Origin of the sequence: Granulicella rosea (genome assembly GCF_900188085.1) — a bacterium.
GTDB lineage: Bacteria > Acidobacteriota > Terriglobia > Terriglobales > Acidobacteriaceae > Edaphobacter > Edaphobacter rosea.
In genome coordinates this window covers 106,151-130,502 of the sequence record NZ_FZOU01000007.1, presented here as the reverse complement: position 1 = coordinate 130,502, position 24,352 = coordinate 106,151, and the positions used below count along the sequence as shown (strand labels likewise).

The following is a 24,352-nucleotide window of genomic DNA, read 5'->3' as shown; positions in this document are numbered from 1 at the left end:
CTCGTTTTGGGGTAGGCCCTCAAGTTCCCTGCAATCAAGCCGATAAGCAACATACTGCATCCGGCGATGAAGCCTGTGGGCCTCGTTGCACCCCGCCAGCAATTAGCGAAAGAGTAAACAGAATCAACCTGGGTACTTATCCATGCACCGCGAACCTCGTACCTTCGAACTTGCTCTGGCGCTTTCCCGGCCTCCAAAAACCTGTATGCGCGCAAACGCCCCCTTCCCGGCCCTCCTGGCGCTGTCTGGCCTGGTTCTGCTCGCTCCAACCGCTTTGGCGGTGACTCATCGGGCCCCTGCAAAGGCAGAGCACAGCTCTGCGTCCAAATCCTCCAAGGCTGAGGCGAGGAATGCGAAGCCAGCCAGAGGCGCGAAGGCCGCAAGCGCCAAGGCCGGCAAGAAGGCCGAGCCCGCGCTGAAGAAGACCTCCTCCAGAAAAGCATCGGGCAAGACCTCGGAGAAGCCTGAAAAGCCGTCGAAGCACGGTCGTGGCAAGACCCACGAAGCGCCCGAGCCGCTGGCGCTGAGCCGCGTCAGCCGCGAGAAGGGCAAGCACCAGCATGCGGTGGAGGCGAAGCCCGAGCCGCGCCTCATCGCCAGCAAGAAGCCCGCGCCCGAGCCGACGCGCGTCGCGAAGCTCGAGCGCACCGAGCCGGAGCCAGCGCCTGCAGGACCCGAGCCGCACGTGCAGCACAATCGCAAGGTGCATCTGGAGGCAGACGCCCCGCAGGCGCCAGCCGCTGCGCCGGCCGTCGACCCGCACCACGCGCTCTCTCCGGCGGACCTGAACTCCGGCACCTCGCACCCGCCCACCGACGATGAGTCGCAGCCGATGCAGAAGTCGATCGTGGAGCTGCCCGACCCGCCCTCGAGCACGCCCGCGAAGCAGACCGTCAGCGTCGTGCGCCTGCCGCTGCAGATGAAGGAGATTCCGGTGGTTGCGCCGGTCGAGACCGCGACGGTCGCGCCCTTGCCCAGCCCGAAGCTCTTCAACGAGCACGGCCGGCTGATCATGCCGCCGCCGCTCAAGGGTTCGCACGAGATCCTGGTGCGCCAGAACGTGAACGCCGACGCCGACGGCCTGGAGCGCATCCGCGACGACGAGGACCTGGCCCGGATGCGCGCTTCGAACATGCTGGTCGCGCTGCCTTTGAGCGAGGGCTTGTCCGTGGATGAGCGCCTGCCGGTGGATCGCCGCTACGCCCGCCCCTGGGCTGCGCGCTTCCTGTCGGATATGTCGCGCGCGCACTACGCCCGCTTCCAGACGCCGCTGCAGGTGAACTCCGCCGTGCGTACGGTGCAGTTTCAGGCGCGGCTGATCCATACCAACGGCAATGCCGCGCCGTTCGAGGGCGAGACGGCTTCTCCACACCTCACGGGTCAGGCCGTGGATATCGCCAAGAAAGGCCTGTCGCAGACCGAGATCGCCTGGATGCGCGGGTACCTGCTGCCGCTGATCCAGCAGGGCAAGGTGGATGTGGAGGAGGAGTTCCAGCAGTCCTGCTTCCACATCAGCGTGTACCGCAAGTACATGCCGTCCGCCGCGCCGAAGCGGATCGTGGTGACGCATCGCGGGTCGGCGCAGGCGTTGGCCGCGGCGATGCAGTAGCGCCGATTCTCTGCAACCGCCTGGGGATCAAAACGTATGCCCAAGCCGGGCCTCCAGCGCTGCGCGGTAGGTTCTGCTCACCCGGAGCCTGCCGCCGTGCCTGGTCAGCATCTCGAACTCGCCGTGCGAGAGCGGTTCGAGCTGAACGATGCTTTCGAGGTTGACCACGGTCGAGCGGTGTACGCGGACGAACTGGCGGGGATCGAGCTGATCCAGCAGCGACGTCAGCGAGTGCCGGTGCAGGAGCTGCTTTCCTCCGATATGCAGCGTCACGTACGGCCCAGCCGCCTCAATCCAGTCGATCTGCTTCGCCGTCACAAACCGGGTGACGCCGTCCGACTTTACGGCGAGGCGGTCCGGATACTCCCGGCGCATCGGTGCGTGCGAGAGAGCGCGAGCCAGTCCCTGTCCAAACTCACGGATCTGAAGATCTTCCATCCTGCCCTTCGCGCGCGCGAGCGCCGCCTGCATGCGCTCGTCCGAGAACGGTTTGAGCAGGTAGTCCAGGGCGTTGGCTTCAAACGCGCGGATCGCGTGTTGGTCGTAGGCGGTGACGAAGACCGTCAAGGGCATGCGTCCGGGTCCGAGCGCGTCGATCAGTTCGAAGCCGTTCATGCCCGGCATCTGGATGTCGAGCAGCAGCAGGTCCGGCTTCCTGGTTTGGATGGACTGGAGCGCCTCCTGGCCGTTACAGGCCTCCGCGATCTCGCCGATATCGGGGTCCGCGCGGAGAAGGTCGGTGATGCGCAGGCGTGCGGAGTCCTCATCGTCCACGACCAGCACGCGGATACCGGGCAGAGTTGGCTTCATGGCGCCTCCTCCATGAAGCGCAGGGGCAGCGCGATGCGAACCTCGACGCCGCCAACCGCTCCGGGCAGGACCTCGAACCGGCCCTGCGAGCCTGGATCGCGCACCGCGAGCCGCTCCCGCGTCAGACGAAGGCCCATGCCTGTCTGATCGTCGATGGACCAGCCCGGCGTGAGGCCGACGCCGTCGTCGACCACACCCAGCAGGAGTTGCCCCGCGGCGATCCTTGCCGAGATGGTCAGGCTTCCGCCACCCGTCAGCGGCGCGATGCCGTGGCATATCGCGTTCTCGACCAGAGGCTGCAGGAGAAGGCTTGGCACGAGGGCTTCGCGGGCATCCGCGGCGATGTCCATCTCGATACGCAGCCGGTCGCGGTAGCGCATCTTCTGCAGCGCGAGGTAATGTTCGACGAAGGCGAGCTCCTCGCGCAGAGAAATCGACTCGCGGCCCTGGGACTTCAACGAGAGGCGCAGCAGGTCGCCAAGCTGCTCGATCATGCTGCGCGCCAGACGCGGATCGCGTTCGACGTAGGCAGAGATGCCGTTGAGCGTGTTGAAGAGAAAATGCGGATCGAGCTGCGATCGCAGCGCATGCAGCCGAGCCTCGCTCGCCATGCGTTCCGAGCGCTCGGCGCGAATCCTGGCGCTGAGGTACCGCTGCTGGTACGAATAGGCCTGCGTGGCTCCCACGATCATGAAGTAGACGAGCAGGCTCCAGAAGATATCGCGGCCCGCCTCGACGAGTACGGCATGCGAGTGCGTTTGCGACCAGTCGCCGAGCCGCAGGAGAGCGCGCACTACCGCCAGAAGGTAACTGTAGAGGAGCGCGACGCAGGCGCCGATGGCAAGATGGCTCGCGACCCTCATGCCGAGTCTTTCGCCAGGGAACCGAAGCGCGCGGTCGACCGCGACGATTCCCGGCGCCAGCAACCCCCACAACCACCACTGGACCAGCGCGGCCAGGAGAGTGCGCCCCAGATTCGCGCTTCGCCCGAGTAGCGGCAGGACGAACACGAGACTCACCGCCGTCCAGAAGACGAACGCGAGGACAACACCCCGGAGCCTGCCGCCTGCCGCTTTCATGCTCCAGCCATCCGCCACGGTTTACCTCTGCATGGACAGGATGGCGTAGATGTCGTCTCTGCGTCCACTGCGGCGCGCGCGGATCGGTGCGTTCTGGCCGAGGCGAGGATGTTGTGGGCGCCGCTTCATGCGCTGCGGGCGCCGGTTCATGCAGCCCCGATCCCTTTGGAGACAAAGTTCACTTCGTGGTGGGGAAAGCCTCTATCTTCGCCAGAGACATGGCGCAACCGATCACCCGCCATGCCGTGAAAGAGGAAAAACATGCACCGGATCCAAGCCGCACTACTCGCCATCTCGCTCGCACTCTGCCCCTCCGCCCAAGGACAGCATGGCGCTGCTCTGCCCGCGTCGCCGGACCGGGACACTGCCGATATTCAGCAGGTCATGGAGAGCTTCCATCGGGCGGTCGTCGCCCATGACGGCCAGCGCGTGGCGTCCCTCTTTGTCGCCGATGGAAGCACATGGTTCAACGTGCTGTCGGACGAGGCGTTCGCCGCGGCGCGCGCCAGAATGCCCTCTGCCACGAAGGTCAAACACTCCAGCTTCGCCGAGTTTTCGAAGTTCGTCTCTACGTCGACCTCGGCGCTCAACCCGCAGCACACCCATGTTCAGATCCACACGGACGGCGTGATCGCCTCGGTCTACTTCGACTTTGTATTCCTGATCGACGGCAAGCCACAGAATCGCGGCAGCGAGACCTGGCAGTTGGTGAAGGCGGCGGATGGCTGGAGGATCGCGGCGATCACTTACTCTTCGAATCCGCCGGCGTAAGGGAATTACGAGCGCCCGTGGCGGCGCCGGCAAAGAGTGGACGAGCCCCTAATACCCGCGCTGATACATCCGCGACATGCGGTCGTGCCAGCCCAGGCCGTCGTCGTCGAGCGCGGCCCAGATCAGGCCAAGACCCAGCGGTGCGGCGGCGATCAGGGTGGTGAAGACGCGTTTGCGCATGGCTTTGCGGGTGGGGTTTTCGTCGGTGAAGGTGCACAGGCCGATGCGGGCGTAGCGCATGCCGGGCGTCGCGTCCGAGAAGGTGAAGAAGAGCAGGTGGTAGAGGATGTGGAAGACCGCGAGCGTCGCGACGGCGGCGATGGCGGTCGGGACGACGCCCGGCAGCTCGAGCGTGGGGCCGCAGGCGACGGCGAAGGCCGTGCCGAAGGCGATGAATCCACCCAGCACCAGCGCGGCGTCGACCGTGGCGGCCATCAGCCGGTGCGGGATGCTGGCGGTGTCGGGCGGCACCAGCGAGGGCAGCAGGTCTTCGGCGCGGGTCGCGAGGGTGCGCTCATACTCCGGCTCGCTGTCGTATGCGGCCGGGGGCGTGCTGATGGCATCGAGCCAGATGGCGGACCAAATCGGCTGCAGGTCCTGCGCGGCGGCGGGTGCGGGCTGGTCGGCCTCGACTTCGAAGATGCGGAGCTGCGCGCTCTGCTCTGCCTCGAAGGCGTCGGCGTCCTCGCGCAGCGGGCCTTCGGCCAGGCGGGGACGCGCCTTGCGGGTGGCGACGAGCTGGCGCGGAAATTCGAGCAGGTTGGCCGGAATCTCTTCGAGCGGCGCCGGCGGCTCGATCGGTTCGAAGACCGGCGACTGGCGGAAGGCGATCTCTTCGTCGAGCGCCTCGGTCTCTTCGGGGTCGACGCGGTGGACGAGCGCGTTGTCCTTGAAGGGCACCTGCTTCAGGCCGACATCCTCGTAAAGACGAACGGTCAGCCCGGCGGAGGAGCGTTCCTTCACCACCTCGGACCGAGCCGGCGCGGGCGTGATGGGGGTGAGGTCCACCGGCGACAGCGCCAGGGGTTCGAACTCGGAGGGTTTGGGCTGCTCGGCTTCGGTGGTGACAAGGCGCGGCGCGGGTGCGGCGGCGGGCACGACTGCCTGCGGGCCGGGCTTGAACTCCTGCGGAGCCTCCCACTTCTGCAGCTCGTCGAGGATCTGGCGCTGGGCGGCGACGACGGCCTCCGCGCTGCGCGTGGCGACCTCGGCGGCGGCGGCGGCCTGTTCGATGGCGCGGCGAGCCTCTTCGGCCAGCACGGCGCGGTAGCTGGGGGACTGGGCGAAGCGTGCCGCGACGGCTGCCGCGGCGGAGTTCGTGGGTCTGGCCTTGGTCTGAACCGGCGCTGCGGCGAGCCGGGCCGCGGCCTGGCTGCGCGTTCTGCGCTCGCGGTGCGCGGCCAGAGTCGCCGCTGCCTGTTGCCGCAACGCGTTGGCTGCTCCTCCGTCTAATACTTCAACGGGGGAGTCGGAGCGGTCTGAACGCAGGTCGGCGGCCTCGTACTCGGAGGGCAGAATGTCGAGCTGTGCGGAGCTCATGGTATTCAAGGACAGGACCCAGTTTCGTGAAATCGTTTAGCCTGACAAGTGTGGTGCGTGTGAGCCGTAGGGAACCAGTTCGACGAAGCCGGGGAGAGAGCCTGGAGATCCAGAGGGGAGAGCGGCTTTTGCCGGGTTTCCGCTGGGCTTCAAACGCTTTTTCGCCGTATATCGCCGCACGCCGCGCTTACCTCTTCATATCTATCACGCTGCTGGGTGGGTTTCATCCGCAGCTTGCGGCCCAGCAGGTGACGCCGGAGGCACCCCCCCCTGCCGCCATCGCGATCCCGGCCGAACCGCCCGCTCCATTGCCGGACAGACCGGGCCAGACGCAGTTTCCCGTCGCACAGATCGTCACTCCTCCAGGCGACAGCACGCTGGTCAAGATCGACTCCGCCACGCAGTCGGAGTCGGGCGGCGTCTACGTGCTCGACGGCAATGTGACGATTCTCTACAAGGACCACACCGTCCAGGCCGACCACATCGAATACGACGCCAACACGGACGAGGTGACGGCGACCGGCCACCTGACCATCTCCGGCGGGTCGAACCACGAGGTCATCCACGCCAGCCACGCGACGATGAACCTGAAGACCTCAACCGGCCGCTTTTACGACGTCACGGGCTCGGTCGGGGTGAAGGTCTCGCCGAACATGAAGCTGAGCTATACCAACTCGAACCCGTTTCTCTTCACCGGCCGGCTGGTGGTGAAGACGGGCGAGCATGAGTACGAGGTCTACGACGGCACGGTGACCTCGTGTCAGTTGCCCAAGCCGGACTGGCTCCTGGCCGCGGCCCATCTCTCCTTCGACGGCGACAAGGCGCGGGCGAGGAACTCGATCTTCCACCTGCTGAACATTCCGCTGCTCTATCTGCCGTATGTCACGCACCCGGTCGATTCGGAAGACCGGCAGAGCGGCATCCTGATCCCGGTGATCAGCAAGTCTTCGACCAAGGGCCTGGTGATCGGCGAGGAGATCTACTTCGTCATCAATCGCAGCATGGACATGACGGTCGGCGCGGCGTACTACTCGTCGGTCGGCTGGGAGCAGTCGGCGGTCTTCCGCTGGAAGGGCGCAGGCAACGACTTCGCCACCGCGCACTACAACGGCGTGCTGGACCGGCAGCCGCCGGGTCCGACCAACCAGGGCGGTGAGGACGTGCTCTTCTCGGGCCGGCGCGACCTCAGCCAGAAGACCCGGCTGGCGGCCACGGTCGAGTATCTCAGCTCGTACATCTACCGCGAGGCCTTCACGCCGAACTTCAACCAGGCCGTGACCAGCGACGTCGTCTCGACCATGTACGCGACGCGCGAGAGCAACGGCATCGAGACGGCGCTCGAAGGCGATCGCTACCAGGGCATCAAGGAGGTGCAGTCGGTGACCGCCGCCGGGCAGCAGGTGCGCATCTTCCATGCGCCGGCGCTGGAGGTCTCGACGACCGACCATGCCTTCGCCGGCACGAACCTGCAGTGGAGCTTCGACGCCTCGGCCGCGGGGTTGAAGCGGACGCAGCCGAACTTCACCACCAGCGGCGTCATCGAACGCTTCGACCTGCATCCGGAGCTGGCGTTTCCGTTCGGACTACCGGGCGGCTGGCGCTTCCGGCCGTCGATCGCCGGGCGGGAGACGCTCTATACGCGCAGCCGCGTGACGCCGTATACCGGGACCGTTCCGGTCGAGAGCGAGGCCGGTCTGAGCCGGTCGGATGTGGAGGTGAAGGTGGACGCCCGGCCGCCGGTGCTTGAACGCACCTTCGCGCTGAAGGGCGGAGCGGCGAAGCTCTTCGGCCCGGAGCTGAAGCACACCATCCAACCGGAGCTGACCTACCGGTATACGACCGGCGTGGGCAACTTCCTGAATGTGCTGCGCTTCGACGAGGCCGACGTGGTGGCCGATACGAACGAGGCCGAGTACGGCGTGACGCAGCGCATCTACCTGCGTCCGCGCAAACATAGCTGCAACACGGCCGAGGTCAGTCAGGAGCCGGGATTGAACACCGAGGACGCGGAGGTCGAGACCGACGACGCGGGCGGGAAGAAGACCTGTCCGAACGAGGAGTGGATCAGTTGGCGGCTCTCGCAGAAGTACTTCTTCGACCAGAGCTTCGGCGGCGCGGTGATCCGTGGCCGGCGCAACATCTTCGACTCGACCCTGCAGTTCTCGGGCGTGGCCTTTCTGACGGAGCCGCGCGAGACCTCGCCGATCCTGTCGCGGCTGCGCATCCGCACCAACGCCAAGATGGACCTGGAGTGGGACTTCGACTACGACTCCGGGGCGAAGAAGTTCACCTCGAACAACGTCTTCATCGACCTGCACCAGGGCAAGAGCTTTGGCGCGCTCAGCTACGCGCGGCTGGACGCTCCGGGCCGTTTCTACACCCAGGGGACGAGTTCCTCGACCTCGAACTTCAGCCAGCTACGCGTGCTGATGGGCTATGGCGTGCCCACCAAGCCGGGGCTGAGCGTGGCGGCAAACGCCGGCATCGATCTGGACGCGGGTTCGAACGTGACCACCACGGTCGCGGCCACTGCGACCACGCCCGCCACCACGACCACCAGCTATCAGTCCCTGCTGCAGTACGCGGCGCTGCAGAGCAGCTACAACTGGAACTGCTGCGGCATCAGCGTGGAGTATCGCAAGTACGAACTCGGCTCGGTGCGCAACGAGGGCGTCTACCGGTTCAACTTCACGCTGGTCAACGTGGGCACGGCGGGCAATCTGAAGCGCGCCGAACGCCTGTTCTAAGCGGGAGTCGACCGTGGTCCGAACACATCTGCGTGAGATAATCGGGATTGTGCCGATTGTCCACAATTCGCTGAAGCCCCTGCGTTTGAGTCTGAGCTTAGCTTCGGCGGCTCTCTGCCTTGGCCTTTCGTTTGGCGCCGTAACCGGCTGCCATGCGCAGGTTCCGGCTGCCGGCGCCAAGCTGCCGGCCGAGCTGAACCGGCGGGTCGAGATCCTCATCCGCCAGAAGCTCGGCGTGCCGCCCAACTATTCGCTGGAGATCAGCGGCCGCTCGCCCAGCGAGGTCGCGGGCTTCGACCAGATCGCGGTCGTCTTCACGGCCGACGGCAAGAGCAGCCCGGCGGCGAAGTTTCTGCTCTCGACCGACGGCAACCAGTTGGCGCAGTTGAACAAGTACGACCTCTCGAAGAATCCGAAGGAGCTGGTCTCGGACGGCGGACGCCCCTGGCGCGGCGGCCCGGCGAGCGCGCCGGTGCTGATCGTCGGCTTCGACGACCTGGAGTGCCCGTACTGCGCGAAGATGAACGCGCAGCTCTTCCCGGCCATCACCAAGCGCTACGGCGACAACGTCCACTTCGTCTACCGCGACTTCCCCATCTCGCAGCACCCGTGGGCGATGCGCGCGGCGGTGGATACGAGCTGCGTCGCGGCGCAGAGTTCGCCCGCGTACTGGAGCCTGGTCGACTACATCCACGCGCACGCGGGTGAGATGGGCGGCGAGGAGAAGACCATCGCGAAGGCCAACGCCGAGCTTGACCGGCTGGCCCGCGAAGAGGCCAAGCGCAACAAGCTCGACGAGGCCAAGCTGAACGCCTGCATCGAAAAGCAGGACCACACCGCCATCGACGCCTCGTTGAAGCTGGGCGAAAGCCTGGGCGTCGAGGCGACGCCGGTGCTCTTCATCAATGGCGAAAAGCTCGAAGGCGCGTATCCGCTGGACGACGTCTTTCGCATGATCGACGGCGCGCTGGTGGCTGCCGGGCAGACTCCGCCGCCGCCCGCGACACCGACCGTGCTGACGGCCCCCGCACCCGCCGCGACCCCCGCAACATCCAGCAAGTAGCCAGGAACGAACCACTTATTTTTTCAGGATGCAGGAGAGCATGAACGTGCCGAATCTGATGGAACCCGTGAACGCACACCGCACCACCTCGGCGGGAGCACGTATGCATGTCCTCGCGCCGGCGGCCCTGATTCTGGCGCTGGCTCTCGCAGGCTGTAAGGCCAAGCCCAACGCCGACGTCGTCGCGACGGTCAACGGCCACGCGATCATGCGCGCCGAGATGGAAAAGATGTACACGGCGCAGTTGGGCGAGGCCGCGCAACAGCAGCAGGGACAACCTTCGAGCGAGCAGGCCGACAGCCTGCGGCTCGGCGTGCTGCGCGAGCTGATCGACGAAGAGGTGCTGCAGCAGCGCGCCGCGAAGATGAATCTGACCGCGACCGACGCCGAGGTGGACGCGAAGCTCGCCGAGATGAAGGCGCCTTACACCGAGGAGCAGTTCGACCAGCGCCTGAAGGCCAGCTCGCACACGCTGGACGAGGTGAAGCACGACCTGCGCCACACGCTGACGATCAACAAGCTGCTGAACAAGGAGATCAACTCCAAGATCACGGTTTCGGACGCGGACATCAACAACTACTACAGCCTGCACAAGGCCGAGTTCAACAACATCGAGACGCAGTACCACCTGGCGCAGATTCTGGTGACCTCGGACGGCGCACAGCGCGCGAACAATCTGCAGGGTAGCAAAGCCAGCAACGACGAAGAGGCGCGCAAGAAGATCGCCGCGCTGCGCAACCGCGTGGACTCGGGCGAGGACTTCGGCTCGCTCGCGATGAACTTTTCGGAGAACCCGCAGACCTCGGCCTCGGGCGGCGACATGGGTTCGGTGTCGGAGTCGCAACTGCGCTCGAATCCTGTGGTCTTTCAGGCGATCAGCGGGCTGAAGCCGGGCGGCGTCACTCCGATCCTGCCCTTCCCCGATCCGCAGGACCCGAAGAAGATCGGCGGGTACGCGATCTTCCAGCTCATCTCCCGCGACCCGGCCGGCCAGCACGACGTGAAGGAGCCGCAGATCCAGCAGCGCATCCGCCAGGGCCTGCACGACGCCCGCGCCCAACTGCTGAAGGGCGCCTACTTCGAGATGCTGCGCGACCAGTCCAAGGTGGAGAACTTCTTCGCCGAGCAGATCTTCAAGAACGACGCCCACTAAAGACTTACCACTGACGCTCGGGTACCCCATCCTTTCGGTTTCATCGAAAGGGTGGGACGTACGCCGCTTCGGCACTTTACGTCCCACCCTTCGCAAACGCGCGAAGGATGGGGCGCCCGGGCTGTCGGTGTTGTTCTTGACTCTGTTTGTCATCCTCGAAGAGGATCTGCTTTTCGCTTTTGTCTTTGGCGGTCAACCGATACACTGGCGCCTATGACAGACGAACGATTCTGGGCGCTCATCGAGAAAGCTCGCGCAGGCGGCTTATTCCGTCCAAACAGCAAGGCATCCGCCGATCCCGACCGAATGCGTAAAGTATTGAAGCCCCTCGGCAACGACGAGGTTTACGACTTTGGACGAACGTTCTACCGGAAGGTCGGCGAAATGAATAGCTGGCGGCTGTGGGGCGCGGGCTATGTCATCGCAGGCGGTATGAGCGACGACAGCTTCCACTATTTCCGCGCCTGGATCGTCGGTAAAGGCAAGGTCGTCTTCGATATCGCGATGACCGATCCCGACGCGCTGGGACCGCATATCGACGACCCATCTGTCGACAACGAAGGGTTGGGATACGTCGCGGTCACCTTGCTGAAGGAGCGTGGATTGGATGACCACCCGATCGCAGGAATTAATCCGGATGGCGAACCTGTAGGCGAACCGTTCGATGAGGAGACGGTGGCTGAGCGGTTTCCGAGGCTTGCGACGCAGTTCGGTTAGAGAATAGCCAGTCCCGAAAAGCAGATCCTTCGCTACGCTCAGGATGACAGCTTGGTGGTGGATTTGCGCCGGTTCTGGTGAAAGCGTGGGGCTTCATCCGCAGGAATAGAGACCGGAAGGCACAGGGGTTAGCCTTGGATCGTTAGCGCTGTAACCATCGCTGCAACGGTGTGTCTCGTCCCCGGATGCACCCACTCCGGCGCGATCTCCGCCAGCGGAGCCAGGACGAAGGCTCGTTCGGCCATGGCGGGATGCGGCAGCGTCAACTCGGACGTCTCCATCACAACATCGTCCGCGAAGAGCAGGTCCAGGTCGATGATTCTAGGGCCTTTGGCCGGGACGAGCTCGCGCCGGCGGCCCATCTCGCGTTCGATCTCCAGCAGGGCGCGCAGCAGAGCGAGCGGCTGTAGATCGGAATCTAAAAGAGCGGCGGCGTTCAGGAACTGGGGCTGGTCGAGGTATCCGACCGGGTCGGTGTCGTAAAAGCTGGAGACGGCGACGACCTCACCCAGCGCTCCAAGCCGCCGCAGGGCTTCGCGCAGGTTGGCGGCGCGGTCGCCGAAGGCTGAGGGCAGGTTGGAGCCGAGTGCGATTCCGCTACGCATGCATGGGTTGCAGCGCGCCGAGCCGGGGGCTTGCGACCTCTTCGTCGCGGACGACATCGTATCCATGAGCCAGCTCCCAGGCGGAGCGGTCGCGCATCAGCCGCTGGACCAGCGCTGTGTGCATGGCGTGTCCGGCGCGCTCGGCGACGACACGTCCCTGGATGCGGCGTCCGGCGAGCGCGAGGTCGCCGATCAGGTCGAGGACTTTGTGGCGGACAAACTCGTCCGGGAAGCGGAGCGGGCCGTTCTGAACTCCGGAACGCGTCAGGATGATGGCGCAGGCGTCCGACGCTCCGCGGATGAGGCCCATATCGCGCAGCATGGCCTCGTCTTCCTTGAAGCCGAAGGTGCGCGCCGGCGCGATCTGGCGAACGTAGTCGCCGCTTGCCAGGTCGCCCCGGAAGGTCTCGTAGCCGATCGGCGCGGGAAAGTCGATCATGTAGTCGATGCTGTAGCCGGCGCCGGGGTAGACGCCGATGAACTTCGATCCATCACGAACCTCGACCTCTTTGAGGATCTTCAGATACTCGCGGCGGCGACGTTGCTGGCGCAGTCCAACCTTCTGGAAGGCCAATACATAAGGAAGCGCGGACCCGTCGAGAATGGGAACTTCCAGATTGTCGATCTCCACAATCACGTTATCGACGCCGAAGCCGATAAGGGCGGAGAGCAGATGTTCCGTGGTGGAGATCAGGACCGACTGGCGCATCAGCGAGGTGGCGTAGCTGACCTTCGCGACGTTACGGCCAGTGGCGGGAATCTCGAAGTTGTCGAGGTCGGTGCGGCGGAAGACGATGCCGGATCCGGCGGCGGCTGGCACCAGCCGCATGGAGACCTGCGCCCCGCTGTGCAGACCGACGCCCGCAAAGGCGATCTCTGACCGGATTGTCTGCTCGAAGTGAGCGCTGACTTGCACCCTGATCGTTCTCCTGCTTTTAACAGCGTAACGTCGTTTGCGGGCGAATTGGGTGTGGCAAAAAAGACACAGTGCAGACACAGAAAACAGCAGCAGTTCCGGACATCGGAGTAGACGGGGATTGCGACTGATAAGATTCGCCCCATGGAGATTAAATCGTTGCTCGCCTCCGCGGAGGCACATGAGGGCTGGCTGCGCGAGCGGCTGCAGGCATTGGTCGAGGTCGAATCGCCCAGCGAAGATCCCGCCGGGGTGAACGCCGCCGGAGCGCTGGTCGAGGGTTGGGCGCGGGAGTTGGGTGGGCGCGTCAAGCGTCACAAACAAAAGGAGTTCGGCGACCTGCTGGAGCTGCGCTTCGGCCCTTCGCGCGCGTTGAAGAAGCCGCTGCTCATTCTGGGACATTTGGATACGGTCTGGTCGCGGGGCACGCTCGCCAAGATGCCCTGGCGCGAGGCCGACGGCCGGCTGTGGGGGCCGGGCGTGCTGGATATGAAGTTCGGCGTCGTGCAGGCGCTCGCGGCGATAAAAATTCTAAAAGAGAAAAAACTCCTGCCGCCGGTCACGCTGCTGCTGGTCAGCGAGGAAGAGGTCGGCAGCCCGGTTTCGCGGCCGGTGACGGAGCGGCTGGCGCTGGAGTCGTCTCACGTGTTTGTTCTGGAACCGGCGCAGGGGCTTGCCTACAAGACCGCCCGCAAGGGCGTCGGGGCTTACACCTTGAAGGTCGCCGGCGTGGCTTCGCATGCGGGGGTAGACTTCACGCGCGGCCACTCGGCGATCCTGGAGGCGGCTCGGCTGGTCGAAAAGGTGTCGGCGTTTACGGACCTGTCGCGCGGTCTGACGGTGAACTGCGGCGTCTTCACCGGCGGCACGCGGTTGAACGTCGTGGCGGCGGAGGCTGTCGTCGAGGTGGATGTGCGGATCGCCAGGGCTCGGGATGCCGCGTATGTCGAAAAGCTCTTCCGCAGCCTGAAGGTGACGGACCCGGCCTGCAGGCTGGAGGTCACGGGCGGGATCAACCGTCCGCCGATGGAGCGCAAGCCGGGAACGGTGCGGCTGTACAAACAGGCGCGCAAGCTGGCCGCCGGGCTGGGGTTCGTGCTGGATGAGGCGGCGACCGGCGGAGGCTCGGACGGCAACTTCACCGCCGGCCTGGGCGTACCGACGCTCGACGGCATGGGCGCGGTGGGTGAGGGCGCCCATGCTCCGCATGAGCATATTGTCGTCGAGCACATCGTGCCGAGGCTGGCGCTGCTGGCGGGGATGATTGCGTCGTAGGCTGGAGTGCTCGAAGCGCGGCTACCTCTGCTACGCTGACTTCTCTCGTCCACCGAAGCCGCGGAAGAGGGCGACAACGCGCTCGCAGGCATCGGGGGCGTAGAACATCTCCGTGTTCACCATGGTGTCCTCCGTCATGGATCGCATGCGGGAGAACATCTCCGCCTCATACGCGGCGATTGCCTCCGCAGGCGTGTCTTCGTGGAAGAGAAACTTTGACAGCACGAGCGCATCGAGCATCGCCATATTCACGCCTTCCCCCGCATAGGGCGGCATCACGTGCGCCGCATCCCCGATCAGGGTGACGTTTGGCTTCGGCATCCAATGCTGAGCCGTCGGGCAAACGAGCAGCGGACGCCAGACGATGGAGACAGCCTCCCGGAAGAGCGGTTCCCACCGTTCACTCCAGCCCTTGAAATTGGATCGAAACCAACCCACTCGCTGTTCCGGACGGATCGCCTCTTCCAGGCTCTGCCTGGCCGCAGGGTCGTCGGTTTTCAATCCCGCGTAGAACAGCACGCTCCCGTCTGGCTTCGTCCCCATGCCGATCGTTCGTTCGCCTCCCAAGGCAATCAACGCCGAACCGCCGAGAAGATCCCACAACGCCGGTATCGTCCGCGCAGCCGCAGGAACGAGGCCCTCTGCGAGCGAAATTCCAACATGCTGCGGTCGAAGAGGAGTCACCAACTCGCGCATGCGAGAGTTCGCGCCGTCGCTGCCGATGGCAATATCAGCCACCGAGGTCTGCCCGTTCGCAAATCGCAGGAAGACGCGCTCGCCGTGAACCTCGGAAGACTCCAGCTTGCAGTCCCACTGCACCGTGCCAGGCTGAAGCGAGTCAAGCAGAAGATCGCGCAACGGACCGCGTTCGATCTCTGGACGTTTCCCGGGCCCCGACACCTGGTGGAGGTGCTCATGAAGGATCGTCCCATCGGAGTCGGTCAGGCGAAGGCTGTTGAGGTCCGGTCGATGGTTGGCCCAGAATGCGTCCATCAGACCAGCGGCGTCCAGCGCTGCGAGTCCGGAGTCTTCGTGGAGGTCCAACGCGCTGCCCTGGACGCGCGCGCTGCGGCTCTGGTCGCGTTCGAACACGGTCACCTGCGCGCCGCCTTGCTGCAGCAGTCGCGCCAGCGTAAGCCCGCCTGGTCCCCCACCAACGATAGCGATCTTCCTTGCTTCAAGAGCACTCATACAAACCTCCCGGCCGTTGCACACGATTCTTGGGAATGGAATCCCGTTCCATTAGTGTGGAACGCCGTTCCACCTGTGTCAATATAAAGATCATGGTGAAAAAGCAGCGGAGTCTTCAGCGACGGGAAGAATCTCTCTCACGCGACAGCATTATCGAGGCATCCGTCGCGCTGCTGGATAGCGGGGGCGAAGACGGTCTGACCTTCCGTGCACTCTCCGAGCGGCTCTCAACCGGTCCCGGCGCGATTTACTGGCACATTGCCGACAAGAGCGATTTGCTCACGGCAGCCTGCGACTCAGTGGTGGCGCGAACGATTCACGAGATCGTCGAGACAACACCCGAGGAGACGATTCGTGCGATTGCGGCTGGCTTATTCGACGCGATCTCCACGCATCCGTGGATTGGCTCCGCGCTCACAAGTGCTCCGGGAGCGTCGCCCATCGTGCGCATTGTCGAGAGCATCGGCCAGCAGATTTGCCAGCTCCATGTGCCAGAGACTCACCAGTGGACGGCCGCAGGCGCTTTGATGGCCTTCATTCTCGGCGTCAGCAGTCAAAATGCCGCGAACGGACAACTCGCCAGACGGCAAAATCTTGATCGAACCGACTTTCTCGAGGCGTTGTCTACTACGTGGTCACAGCTTGATCCTGAAGAGTATCCGTTCGCAAGAAGCGTGGCGGGAAGGATACGAGATCACGATGACCGGGCGGACTTTCTCGCCGGAATCGATCTGATCCTTATGGGTATTGAATCAATGAGGCTCCGGTCGCAGGCCTGATTCAATACTCTGAATTCACCAGGATAGCTTCCTCAACAAATAGTCGAGCGGAACTCTTACCCAGCCGTCTGTCTCCATAGAAGGGGCGACATGGCTTCGTTCGAGGGACACAGCTTGGCGTTGGGATCGATGGAGAGTGCGCGGGTGGAGGTCGATCTCGCGGCGCTGGTCGAGACCTACTCCGCGCTTCTCTTCCGGGTGGCGCACTCGGTGTTGCGCAGCCGGGCGGAGGCCGAGGACGTGGTGCAGGATGTCTTCGTCCGCGTGCTGGGGCATCGCAACTCGTTGCCGCAGGTGCGCGAGATGCGGGTCTGGCTGGTGCGTATCGCGTGGAACCTGGCGCTGGACCGGCGGCGGCGCGTGCGACCGGAGCAGATCGATGGGGCGTTTGCTGAGCGGTTGGCCTCTGCGAGCGTCGCGGCGGATCAGGCGCTGGACGAGTCGCAACGGCTGGCTGCGGTGCTGGCCGAGCTGGAAAAGCTGCCGAAGGCGGAGCGGCATGTGCTGTTGCTGGCGGCGATCGAGGAGCTGGGCACGGCGGAGATGGCCGGGGTGCTGGGCAAGAGCGAGTCGGCGGTGCGGGCGCTGCTCTTCCGCGCCAGAACGAGGCTGCGCGAGCGGCTGGAAGCGAAGGGAGGCAGGCGATGAACGCTTCGGAGAAGCATGAGCAGGCGATCGAGAAGGTGCTGGGCGGGCTGCGCGAGGTGCAGGCTCCGGCAGGGCTGGAGCAGCGCGTTCTGCGCCGGGTTGCGGAGATGGAGGCGGCTGGCCCGCGTCCAGTTTGGCAGCCAGTTTGGCTGGCGTCGCTGGGAAGGGGCCGGTCGATGGCGTACGGGCTGGCGGTTGCGGCTCTCATCGCGGGAGGCGCCGCGCTGTTGGCGGTTCGAAGGCCAGTGAGGATGGGGTTGGATTCCGCACAAGGGTTTTCTGCCGCGCGTACAGCGGAGGATGCTCCGGATGCAAGCAAGAACAGGCAACGGCACGAACCAAGACAGGGGGCCTTCGCTGCACTCAGGACGACGAGCAGTTTGGGAGATGGCCGGCAGAAGGCCATCCGATCTAAGAGGCTCTCTGGAGTCTTCTCCGATGCAAGACGGCCTGCGACGCCGGAGGATGCCGCAGAGTCGAAGGCGCTGAGCGACACGCTCGCCGCCAGCCACCCTGCGCCGCCGATGCCGCTGACCGAGCAGGAGCGGCTGCTGCTGAAGATCGCCCACACCGGCGACCCGGAAGAGCTCGCAGCGCTGAATCCCGAGCTGCGGGATCGCGCGCTGGCGAAGGGCGCCGCCGACTTCCGGGCGTTTTTTCCGCCGCCGCCGCCGTTGGTCGTCGAGCGGTAGATAGGGAGTAGTCAGGGCCAATACAGGGTCCTTCGCTGCGCTTAGGATGACGAGCATTTTTTGCGGCTGTCCACAGACCGAAGCCCTCACGCATTTCACAACCGCAACACCAAAGGAGAAGCACAATGAAGGGAAAGACATGGGTAGCTGGAACGGCGCTGGCCGTCATGTTGGGCGGGCTGCACGCGTGGGCGCAGGTAGAGCCCGCGGATGAGAAGGCAAAGGCCGCAGGCGACAAGTCGAAGTCCGTGGAGTGGGGGTACGCCAAGCCCAGCGTGGATTCGACCCAGACCTTCTACCTGCGCAACATCGGCGTTCTGCCGGACAGCAACGAGGTCGTGAACGCGCTGCGCAACATCCTGCAGCCGTCGTCGAAGATGTTCCTTGTGCCGTCGCAGAACGCGATCGTCATCACCACCACGCCGGACCAGCTGGCGCTTGCCCAGAAGCTGCTGAAGGATCTCGACCGGCCGAAGAGCATCTATCACCTAACCTACACCATCACGGAGTCGGACAGCGGCAAGCGCATCGGGGTGCAGCATTTCTCGGAGCTGGTGGCCTCGGGCGGGCGGACGACGACCAAGCAGGGCAGCAAGATTCCGATCATCACCGGAACTTATACAGCGGGCGCTTCGGCGCAGCAGCAGGCGACGTACCTCGATGTTGGCATCAACATCGACGCCTCGGTGGATGAACTGGCGAACGGCGTGCGGCTGAAGTCGAAGATCGAGCAGTCGAGCGTGGCGGAGGACCGGTCGAGCGTCGGCCCGCAGGACCCGGTCATCCGGCAGACGGTGATCGAAGGCACGTCGATCCTGACCGTCGGTAAACCGCAGATTCTGGGGTCGGTGGACGTCGCGGGCAGCACGCGGCATCTGGACGTGGAGGTCGTGCTGGAGCCGGTGAAGTAAGTCTTCCCACAGGCTCCTGTCATCCTCACCACGGATGCCTGTCATCAACACAGATGTCTGTCATCCTGAACGAAGTGAAGGATCTGCGTTTAGGACCGGCTTGACCGCCAGTTCGAGACGCAGGTCCTTCACTTCGTTCAGGATGACAGGCTTTGTGGCGAGCGAATGAGCGTCTTCCTTGCCGTTATCATGTCTGTATGAAATCTCATGGTCTACTTGCAGCAGCCGTTCTGGGCATCGGCTGTCATGCAGCGCTTGCGCAGGATCTTGCGCCCGATCTTCGCGCCCGGATCGACGCGGCTATCCAGCAGGTGGTCGCGAAGACCGGCGTGCCGAGCGCCTCGGTCGGCATCGCGCGCGATGGAAAGATCGTCTTCACCCAGGCCTTCGGCGATGCGCGGCTGTCGCCGAAGATGGCGGCGACGGCGGCGATGCGCTATCCGATCGGCTCGGTGACCAAGCAGTTCACCGCCGCCTGCGTGCTGCTGCTTGCGGAGCAGGGCAAGCTGACGCTGGACGATTCGGTGAGCCGTTGGTTTCCCGAGCTGACGCGGTCGAACGAGGTGACGGTGCGGGAGTTGCTTTCGCACACCAGCGGCTACGAGGACTATGCGCCGCAGGACTACACCATTCCCGCGTGGACGAAGCCGGTCGACCCACGCAAGGTGGTCGAGGAGTGGGCGACGAAGCCGCTCGACTTCGACCCCGGCACGGAGTGGCAGTACAGCAACACGAACTTCGTGCTGGCCGCGCTGATCGTCGAAAAGGCCTCGGGTACGCCGTTCTACGAGTTTCTCGATCGCAACATCCTGAAGCCGCTGGCGCTGACGGGCGCGCTCAACCTGGATACGCAACGCAATCTGGTCGAGCCGCAGGGGTACGAGCGGCATGCGCTTGCGCCGCTCAGTCCGGCGAAGCTCGAGGCGCCGGGCTGGTACTACGGCGACGCCAATCTGGCGCTCACACCCGCCGACCTGCTGCGCTGGGATATCAGCATCATGAAGCGCAGCCTGCTGAAGCCGGCCAGCTATGACGCCTTCGAGTCCGCCGTGAAGTTGAAGAGCGGCAAGGAAACGACTTACGGGCTGGGGATCGGCGTCTACCAGCGTGGCGGACGCCGCCTTCTCGAGCACTCGGGCGAGGTCGGCGGATTCGTCTCCGAGAACATCGTATGGCCGGACGACGGCATCGCCATCGTCGTGCTGACCAATCAAGAGGCGAGCAATGCGGCGTCGCTGATCGCGAAGGCGATCGCTCCGCTGGTTGTGCCTGCGGATGCCAAACCGGCGGCTGCCGCGCCGGCCGACGACGCCGTCGAGGCGCAGACGCTGGCCATTCTGAAAGGGCTGCAGGCGGGCAGCATCGATCGCTCGCTGTTCACCCCGGATGCGAACTTCTACTTCTCCGCCACGACGCTTGCGGAGTTCGCAAGCAGTCTGCATCCGCTGGGCGCGGTGACGTCGGTGAAGAAGCAGCGGGAGAATCTCCGCGGGGGCATGGTCGCGCGGGAGTATGAGGCGGTCTTCACCGGTGGCCGGAGTGTGAGCATCTCGACCTATACCCTGGCTGACGGCAAGCTGGAGCAGTTCCTGGTCGAAGGCAAGTAGATTCCTTCCGGAATGAAAAAAAGGCCACCCGGGAATGGATGGCCTTTTTCTTGCTTCCAAACGAATTTATTCGTTGATCGAGATCGGTTCGAGGATCATCTTCATCGAGGCGCGGCGCATGACCTCAAGCTCCGCAGGGGCGAAGATCTCGGGGTGAACGCCGCCGACCGCGACGTATCCCGGCTCATCGCCGAGCGCCTCGGAGATCTGGTTCCAGCGTAGGAAGGGCGACGTCGTGGGCAGGACGATGATGCGGCGCTTCGGCTCAGGCAGGGTGAAGTAAACCATCCAGGTGAGCAGCGTCGCAACGATGGCCACGCCGTTGGCGATGCCGAAGGCGGTGAACATGGTCTGCTGGTCGTGCGGAATCCAGGCAGAACCGATCAGGCTCATGACGGACATGATGCCCAGGCCGAAGCTGACGCCAAAGAGGCGGCTCTTATACGAAAGCCCCATCGGCCGGATCGCAAAGGTGACGAAGAGAAGCAGGCAGAGCGTCAGGATGCTCTGCGTCTGCTGCAACTGGCTGACGGCCGTCACGATAAATTTAGTGGCTGTCACGTGCGGGCCAAAGGCCATTCCCACCGCGACCAGAACCGCGATTGCGGCGGCCCAGCGGAACATCAGCATACCGAGACTTTGCAGCCCCTTAAGCGGCGCCATGGCCAGCTTATAGAGGTTGTAGATGACCGCGATACCGAGCAGCGCCTCCATCGTATGGGAGGCCCAATAGACGTAGAAGTAAACCTGATAGGCGTGGCCGCGATCCAGGCCGTGTCCCGAAAGATGTTGAACGCAAAGCAATATGACGCTCGACCCGGCCCGAACCGTCAGAAAGGCGGCCAGTGGGCCGTAAGCGGCCATCTGCTTGCGGACGAACATGACGACAATGATGCAAAAGCAAGCGGCAAGCTCTGCGTAGCTCAGAAGATCGATGATGCCACTTGTTTTCATTCGTCGTGCCCTCCGGATCACTAGAATACCGCACCGGAGGGAGATTTCAACAGCAACTTAAGTGTTAGTTCAGGTACATCGGGACTGGACTAGAGACCGCAGGAGTTCTGTCCGTCGGGCGCGCAGGAGGGAACGGGCATGGCGCTGACCTTGGGCTGAACGGTGGTCTTGGAGGTGCTGGCCTGGGTGGTCGCGGCAAAACCGGTGAGTACGAGGGCGGCGACGGCGAGGCGGATGGTGGTCTTCATGGTGTTACTCCTTGAAAGCTGCTCTGAGTTGAAGGGGGAGGTGGGACAGCACAGCAAGCTGAGAGCCGTCGAAACTAGAGACCGCAGGAGTTCTGTCCGTCGGGCGCGCAGGAGGGAACGGGCATGGCGCTGACCTTGGGCTGAACGGTGGTCTTGGAGGTGCTGGCCTGGGTGGTCGCGGCAAAACCGGTGAGTACGAGGGCGGCGACGGCGAGGCGGATGGTGGTCTTCATGGTGTTACTCCTTGAAAGCTGCTCTGAGTTGAAGGGGGAGGTGGGACAGCACAGCAAGCTGAAAGCCGTCGAAACTAGAGACCGCAGGAGTTCTGTCCGTCGGGCGCGCAGGAGGGGACGGGCATGGCGCTGATCTTGGGCTGAATGGTGGTCTTCGAGGAAGCGTTGGCCTGGGTGGTCGCGACGACACCGGTGAGGACGAGGGCAGCGACGGAGAGGCGGATGATCGTGTTCATTTCGGTACTCCTTTAGTGGTATTGCTCTAAGATTTCTCTGGACTCGGTTACCAGATGTTGTAACTATGGAGGCTATACTTAGCGAAGTCTAATGTTTTGAACGATATACACAAGTATTCAATAAACATTGTTACTAAGGTAATCAATTACGGAAGAGATGCTGGAGCCTCGGAACGGTGATCTCCTTCAGTCATCCAAGCGAGAACCGGATGGAGAAATTGCAGACGTTTCCAAGCCGTTCGCATCCAAAAGTCCTATGAACGCAACGACTTCTACCTGGCGCCCGAAGGACATCCCCTCACAGACCGGCCGTCGCGTGCTCATCACGGGCGCGAACAGCGGCATCGGCTACCACGCGGCGCTGGAGCTGGCGCGACACGGCGCGACGCTCCTCTTCGCCAGCCGAGACCGCGCGCGCGGCGAGGCGGCGCTGGCGCGTTTGCGGCGCGAGGCAACGGGCCCCGGTTCGGCTGCATCTGAGGCGGAGCTGGTTTTGCTGGATCTGGCGTCGCTCGCATCGGTTCGGGAGGTGGCGGCGAGGATCGTCGCCGATGGCCGGCCGCTCGATCTCCTGGTCAATAACGCCGGGGTGATGGCCCCTCCGAAGCGGCTGGAGACGCAGGATGGCTTCGAGCTGCAGTTCGGTACGAACGTTCTGGGGCACTTTGCGTTGACGTTGTTGCTTTTGCCTGCGCTGCGGCTGGCTGTGGGCGGGGTCGCGCCGCGCGTGGTGACGATTGCGTCCATCGCGCACCTTCGCGGAAAGATTGACTTCGACGATCTGCAATCGCTGCGGCGCTACGCGCCGATGGGTTCTTACGCGCAGACGAAGCTGGCCGACCTGATGTTCGCCTTTGAACTGGAGCGCCGGCTGCGGGCCGCCGGCCTGGGCATCTGTAGTCTGGCGGCGCATCCGGGCGTGGCGAACACGAATCTGTTTCAGGTCGGCGACTTCTCCGCGCCGGAGCGGGCGATCCGCAGGCTCTTCGGCCACGCCATCGGTGCGCTGCTGAACTCCGACGCCGAAGGGGCGCTCCCGACGCTGTATGCGGCGACGGCTCCGGAGGCGGAGTGCGGCGGGTACTACGGCCCGCAGGGCTTTCGCGAGATGCGCGGCGGCGATGTGGGGTCGGCGAAGATATCGGCCGCGGCGCGGGACATGGCAGCGGCGAAGCGGCTGTGGCAGGTCTGCGAGGAGCTGACGGGGGTGCAGTTTCCGGTTTAGCCCCTGTCAGGAGACGTGCGGGACGGCTCCAACGAGCACGAAAAACCGGGCTGGGTGGAGATTCCACCCAGCCCGGTCGATCTTCACGATCATCTCGTTCTAGCGATGTCCGTTGGAGCGCTGCGGCGCGGCTTGCGCGTGTGGCGCAGCCTGCGGGCGCGCCTGCGGCTGCGGTCTGGCCTGCGGCTGAGACTGTGCGGCAGCAGGTCGCGCTGCCTGTTGCGGCTGCGGACGAGCCGCCTGCTGCGGCTGGGCGACCGGTCGAGCCTGCTGCTGGGGCTGGCCACCCTGCGGACGCGCCTGTTGCTGCGCGCCGCCGGCGAAGCCGCCGCGCTGCGTCGCGTTGTTGCCCGCCACCGTGTTCGGACGCGCACCACCGCCGGCCGCTCCGGCGCGGTCGTTTGCGGTCAGCGGATGCGCCTGTGCGTGCTGCGTCGCGACGTTGTGGTATTCGTTCGCGGTGTGCGCCGCGGCCATCTGCGGATGTCCGCCGTTCACGCTTGCGAGCTGGTTGCGATCCTGTCCGGCCGCGGCCTGGTGGCTCTGCTGCAGGGCGGTCGGTTGTACATGCTGCTCGCGCTGCGCGGCCATCTCATTCGGCAGCGGACGCGCCGCAATGCCGCCCGCGCCGCCGTTGAAGCTGACGCGGCTATAGCCGCCGCCACCCACAGCCACCGGATGCGAATAGGTGTTGTGGATCACCGAGACATTGATGTTATTGAACGAGCGGTTATAGCTGAAGTGGCCGCCTTCCCAGTAGCCGCCCTCGTAGCCATGACCGATATAGCCGAAGCCGTAGTTCACGCCGCCGTAGAAGCCGATATGCGGTCCCCAGTAACCGGCGTTCCAGCGATACGAACCGCCGAAGAAGCCCCAGTAACCCGGTGTCCAGAGCAGGCCGACGCCCGGCGGCTGCACCCACACGCCCGGCACCCAGTAGTAGCCGTACGGGCCGTAGGCCCAGTAACCCGGCGTCCACAGGTAGCCGTCGCCGGGGCAAAGGGGCTGGGTATAGACCGGCAGCACCGGCGGAGCGAAGCCCACCGAGATGAACACGCCGGCAAACGACATGGCCGGAGCGGTAAGCAGCGCGGCGCCCACGACCATTTTCAGCATTAACCTCTTCATCTTCAACGCGATCATGTCTTTCTCCCATACGCGGCGGCGCGAAGGCCTCAACTTTGGGAATCTTCCCCAGAGAGTTTAGACCCGGTTTCTGGCTGTTAGTTCTGCGGAAAACGTTCCCCTGTCCCGCTGATCTAAACTGGAGCTTGCCGCCATGGCGACGACGTTGCCTGAGCAACATAGCCGTTTTGGCGCAAACTGAACGGAGCTTCCCGCAAT

General features: G+C 64.4%; 24 protein-coding genes. 13 read left to right on the top strand and 11 right to left on the bottom strand.

Features of this window, described 5'->3' with window-relative positions; all coding sequences use genetic code 11:
• Window positions 1-205: 205 nt before the first annotated feature.
• Entirely contained in the window at window positions 206-1,609 is a 1,404-nt protein-coding gene (locus CHB87_RS17620) for a DUF5715 family protein (RefSeq protein WP_089409749.1), read from the top strand.
• Between the two features lie 27 nt (window positions 1,610-1,636).
• Here CHB87_RS17620 and CHB87_RS17615 read toward each other — a convergent pair whose 3' ends face one another.
• Window positions 1,637-2,419: a LytR/AlgR family response regulator transcription factor gene (locus tag CHB87_RS17615; protein WP_089409748.1), complete on the bottom strand. Its 783-nt coding sequence runs from the start codon at window positions 2,417-2,419 to the stop codon at window positions 1,637-1,639.
• Window positions 2,416-3,498, bottom strand: a complete 1,083-nt coding sequence (locus tag CHB87_RS17610) for a sensor histidine kinase (protein ID WP_089409747.1) — start codon at window positions 3,496-3,498, stop codon at window positions 2,416-2,418. The genes CHB87_RS17615 and CHB87_RS17610 overlap by 4 nt, the downstream gene beginning before the upstream one ends.
• Before the next feature lie 261 nt (window positions 3,499-3,759).
• Between CHB87_RS17610 and CHB87_RS17605 the strand changes: the two genes are divergently transcribed.
• Window positions 3,760-4,269, top strand: a complete 510-nt coding sequence (locus CHB87_RS17605; RefSeq protein ID WP_089409746.1) for a Cif family virulence factor — start codon at window positions 3,760-3,762, stop codon at window positions 4,267-4,269.
• A 48-nt stretch (window positions 4,270-4,317) separates the two neighbouring features.
• On the opposite strand, the gene CHB87_RS17600 is transcribed toward CHB87_RS17605, so the two are convergent.
• Window positions 4,318-5,808: an RDD family protein gene (locus CHB87_RS17600; RefSeq protein ID WP_089409745.1), complete on the bottom strand. Its 1,491-nt coding sequence runs from the start codon at window positions 5,806-5,808 to the stop codon at window positions 4,318-4,320.
• 128 nt (window positions 5,809-5,936) lie between these two features.
• On the opposite strand from CHB87_RS17600, the gene CHB87_RS17595 reads away from it, so the two are divergent.
• The 4 genes from CHB87_RS17595 to CHB87_RS17580 all read left to right on the top strand — a co-directional run bounded on the left by CHB87_RS17595 (window position 5,937) and on the right by CHB87_RS17580 (window position 11,488).
• On the top strand, window positions 5,937-8,555 hold the full coding sequence (locus CHB87_RS17595; RefSeq protein ID WP_245818066.1) for an LPS-assembly protein LptD: 2,619 nt from the start codon (window positions 5,937-5,939) through the stop codon (window positions 8,553-8,555).
• A gap of 85 nt (window positions 8,556-8,640) precedes the next feature.
• Window positions 8,641-9,618 carry a DsbA family protein gene (locus tag CHB87_RS17590; protein WP_245818065.1) on the top strand — a complete coding sequence of 326 codons (978 nt, stop codon included), beginning with the start codon at window positions 8,641-8,643 and terminating at the stop codon, window positions 9,616-9,618.
• Window positions 9,619-9,658: 40 nt separating this feature from the next.
• Entirely contained in the window at window positions 9,659-10,771 is a 1,113-nt protein-coding gene (locus CHB87_RS17585; protein ID WP_245818064.1) for a SurA N-terminal domain-containing protein, read from the top strand.
• Window positions 10,772-10,984: 213 nt separating this feature from the next.
• Window positions 10,985-11,488 (top strand): DUF4240 domain-containing protein, encoded by a 504-nt coding sequence (locus CHB87_RS17580; protein WP_089409744.1) that lies wholly within the window; start codon window positions 10,985-10,987, stop codon window positions 11,486-11,488.
• Window positions 11,489-11,616: 128 nt separating this feature from the next.
• On the opposite strand, the gene folK is transcribed toward CHB87_RS17580, so the two are convergent.
• Complete coding sequence (gene folK / locus CHB87_RS17575) at window positions 11,617-12,093, bottom strand: 2-amino-4-hydroxy-6-hydroxymethyldihydropteridine diphosphokinase (protein ID WP_089409743.1); 477 nt, start codon at window positions 12,091-12,093, stop codon at window positions 11,617-11,619.
• Entirely contained in the window at window positions 12,086-13,009 is a 924-nt protein-coding gene (lpxC, locus tag CHB87_RS17570) for a UDP-3-O-acyl-N-acetylglucosamine deacetylase (RefSeq protein WP_089409742.1), read from the bottom strand. Before lpxC ends, folK begins: the two co-directional genes overlap by 8 nt.
• Window positions 13,010-13,153: 144 nt before the next feature.
• On the opposite strand from lpxC, the gene CHB87_RS17565 reads away from it, so the two are divergent.
• Complete coding sequence (locus CHB87_RS17565) at window positions 13,154-14,284, top strand: M20 family metallopeptidase (protein ID WP_089409741.1); 1,131 nt, start codon at window positions 13,154-13,156, stop codon at window positions 14,282-14,284.
• Between the two features lie 30 nt (window positions 14,285-14,314).
• Here the strand turns inward: CHB87_RS17565 and CHB87_RS17560 are convergent, their stop codons facing one another.
• A complete protein-coding gene (locus CHB87_RS17560; RefSeq protein WP_089409740.1) occupies window positions 14,315-15,475 on the bottom strand; it encodes an FAD-dependent oxidoreductase in 1,161 nt (386 codons plus the stop codon).
• Between the two features lie 35 nt (window positions 15,476-15,510).
• Here CHB87_RS17560 and CHB87_RS17555 point away from each other — a divergent pair, with 35 nt between their 5' ends.
• The 5 genes from CHB87_RS17555 (at window position 15,511) to CHB87_RS17535 (ending at window position 20,112) form a co-directional block, all read left to right on the top strand.
• Window positions 15,511-16,254: a TetR/AcrR family transcriptional regulator gene (locus tag CHB87_RS17555; protein ID WP_245818063.1), complete on the top strand. Its 744-nt coding sequence runs from the start codon at window positions 15,511-15,513 to the stop codon at window positions 16,252-16,254.
• Window positions 16,255-16,344: 90 nt separating this feature from the next.
• Complete coding sequence (locus CHB87_RS17550; protein ID WP_089409738.1) at window positions 16,345-16,902, top strand: RNA polymerase sigma factor; 558 nt, start codon at window positions 16,345-16,347, stop codon at window positions 16,900-16,902.
• Window positions 16,899-17,594: a hypothetical protein gene (locus tag CHB87_RS17545; RefSeq protein WP_089409737.1), complete on the top strand. Its 696-nt coding sequence runs from the start codon at window positions 16,899-16,901 to the stop codon at window positions 17,592-17,594. Before CHB87_RS17550 ends, CHB87_RS17545 begins: the two co-directional genes overlap by 4 nt.
• A gap of 125 nt (window positions 17,595-17,719) precedes the next feature.
• Window positions 17,720-18,505, top strand: coding sequence for a secretin N-terminal domain-containing protein (locus tag CHB87_RS17540; protein ID WP_089409736.1), 786 nt, complete (start codon window positions 17,720-17,722; stop codon window positions 18,503-18,505).
• Window positions 18,506-18,702: 197 nt separating this feature from the next.
• On the top strand, window positions 18,703-20,112 hold the full coding sequence (locus CHB87_RS17535) for a serine hydrolase domain-containing protein (RefSeq protein WP_089409735.1): 1,410 nt from the start codon (window positions 18,703-18,705) through the stop codon (window positions 20,110-20,112).
• A 66-nt stretch (window positions 20,113-20,178) separates the two neighbouring features.
• Here the strand turns inward: CHB87_RS17535 and CHB87_RS17530 are convergent, their stop codons facing one another.
• From CHB87_RS17530 to CHB87_RS22375, 4 genes are all read right to left on the bottom strand, one after another.
• The gene (locus CHB87_RS17530; protein ID WP_089409734.1) at window positions 20,179-21,066 is read right to left on the bottom strand and encodes a hypothetical protein; all 888 of its coding nucleotides are present in this window, start codon (window positions 21,064-21,066) and stop codon (window positions 20,179-20,181) included.
• Window positions 21,067-21,155: 89 nt separating this feature from the next.
• On the bottom strand, window positions 21,156-21,314 hold the full coding sequence (locus CHB87_RS22385) for a hypothetical protein (protein WP_176441841.1): 159 nt from the start codon (window positions 21,312-21,314) through the stop codon (window positions 21,156-21,158).
• 74 nt (window positions 21,315-21,388) lie between these two features.
• Window positions 21,389-21,547, bottom strand: a complete 159-nt coding sequence (locus tag CHB87_RS22380) for a hypothetical protein (protein WP_176441841.1) — start codon at window positions 21,545-21,547, stop codon at window positions 21,389-21,391.
• Window positions 21,548-21,621: 74 nt separating this feature from the next.
• Complete coding sequence (locus CHB87_RS22375) at window positions 21,622-21,783, bottom strand: hypothetical protein (RefSeq protein WP_176441840.1); 162 nt, start codon at window positions 21,781-21,783, stop codon at window positions 21,622-21,624.
• A 256-nt stretch (window positions 21,784-22,039) separates the two neighbouring features.
• Here CHB87_RS22375 and CHB87_RS17525 point away from each other — a divergent pair, with 256 nt between their 5' ends.
• Window positions 22,040-23,008, top strand: coding sequence for an oxidoreductase (locus CHB87_RS17525; protein WP_089409733.1), 969 nt, complete (start codon window positions 22,040-22,042; stop codon window positions 23,006-23,008).
• Between the two features lie 99 nt (window positions 23,009-23,107).
• On the opposite strand, the gene CHB87_RS17520 is transcribed toward CHB87_RS17525, so the two are convergent.
• Window positions 23,108-24,151, bottom strand: coding sequence for a YXWGXW repeat-containing protein (locus CHB87_RS17520; RefSeq protein ID WP_245818062.1), 1,044 nt, complete (start codon window positions 24,149-24,151; stop codon window positions 23,108-23,110).
• Window positions 24,152-24,352: the final 201 nt, after the last annotated feature.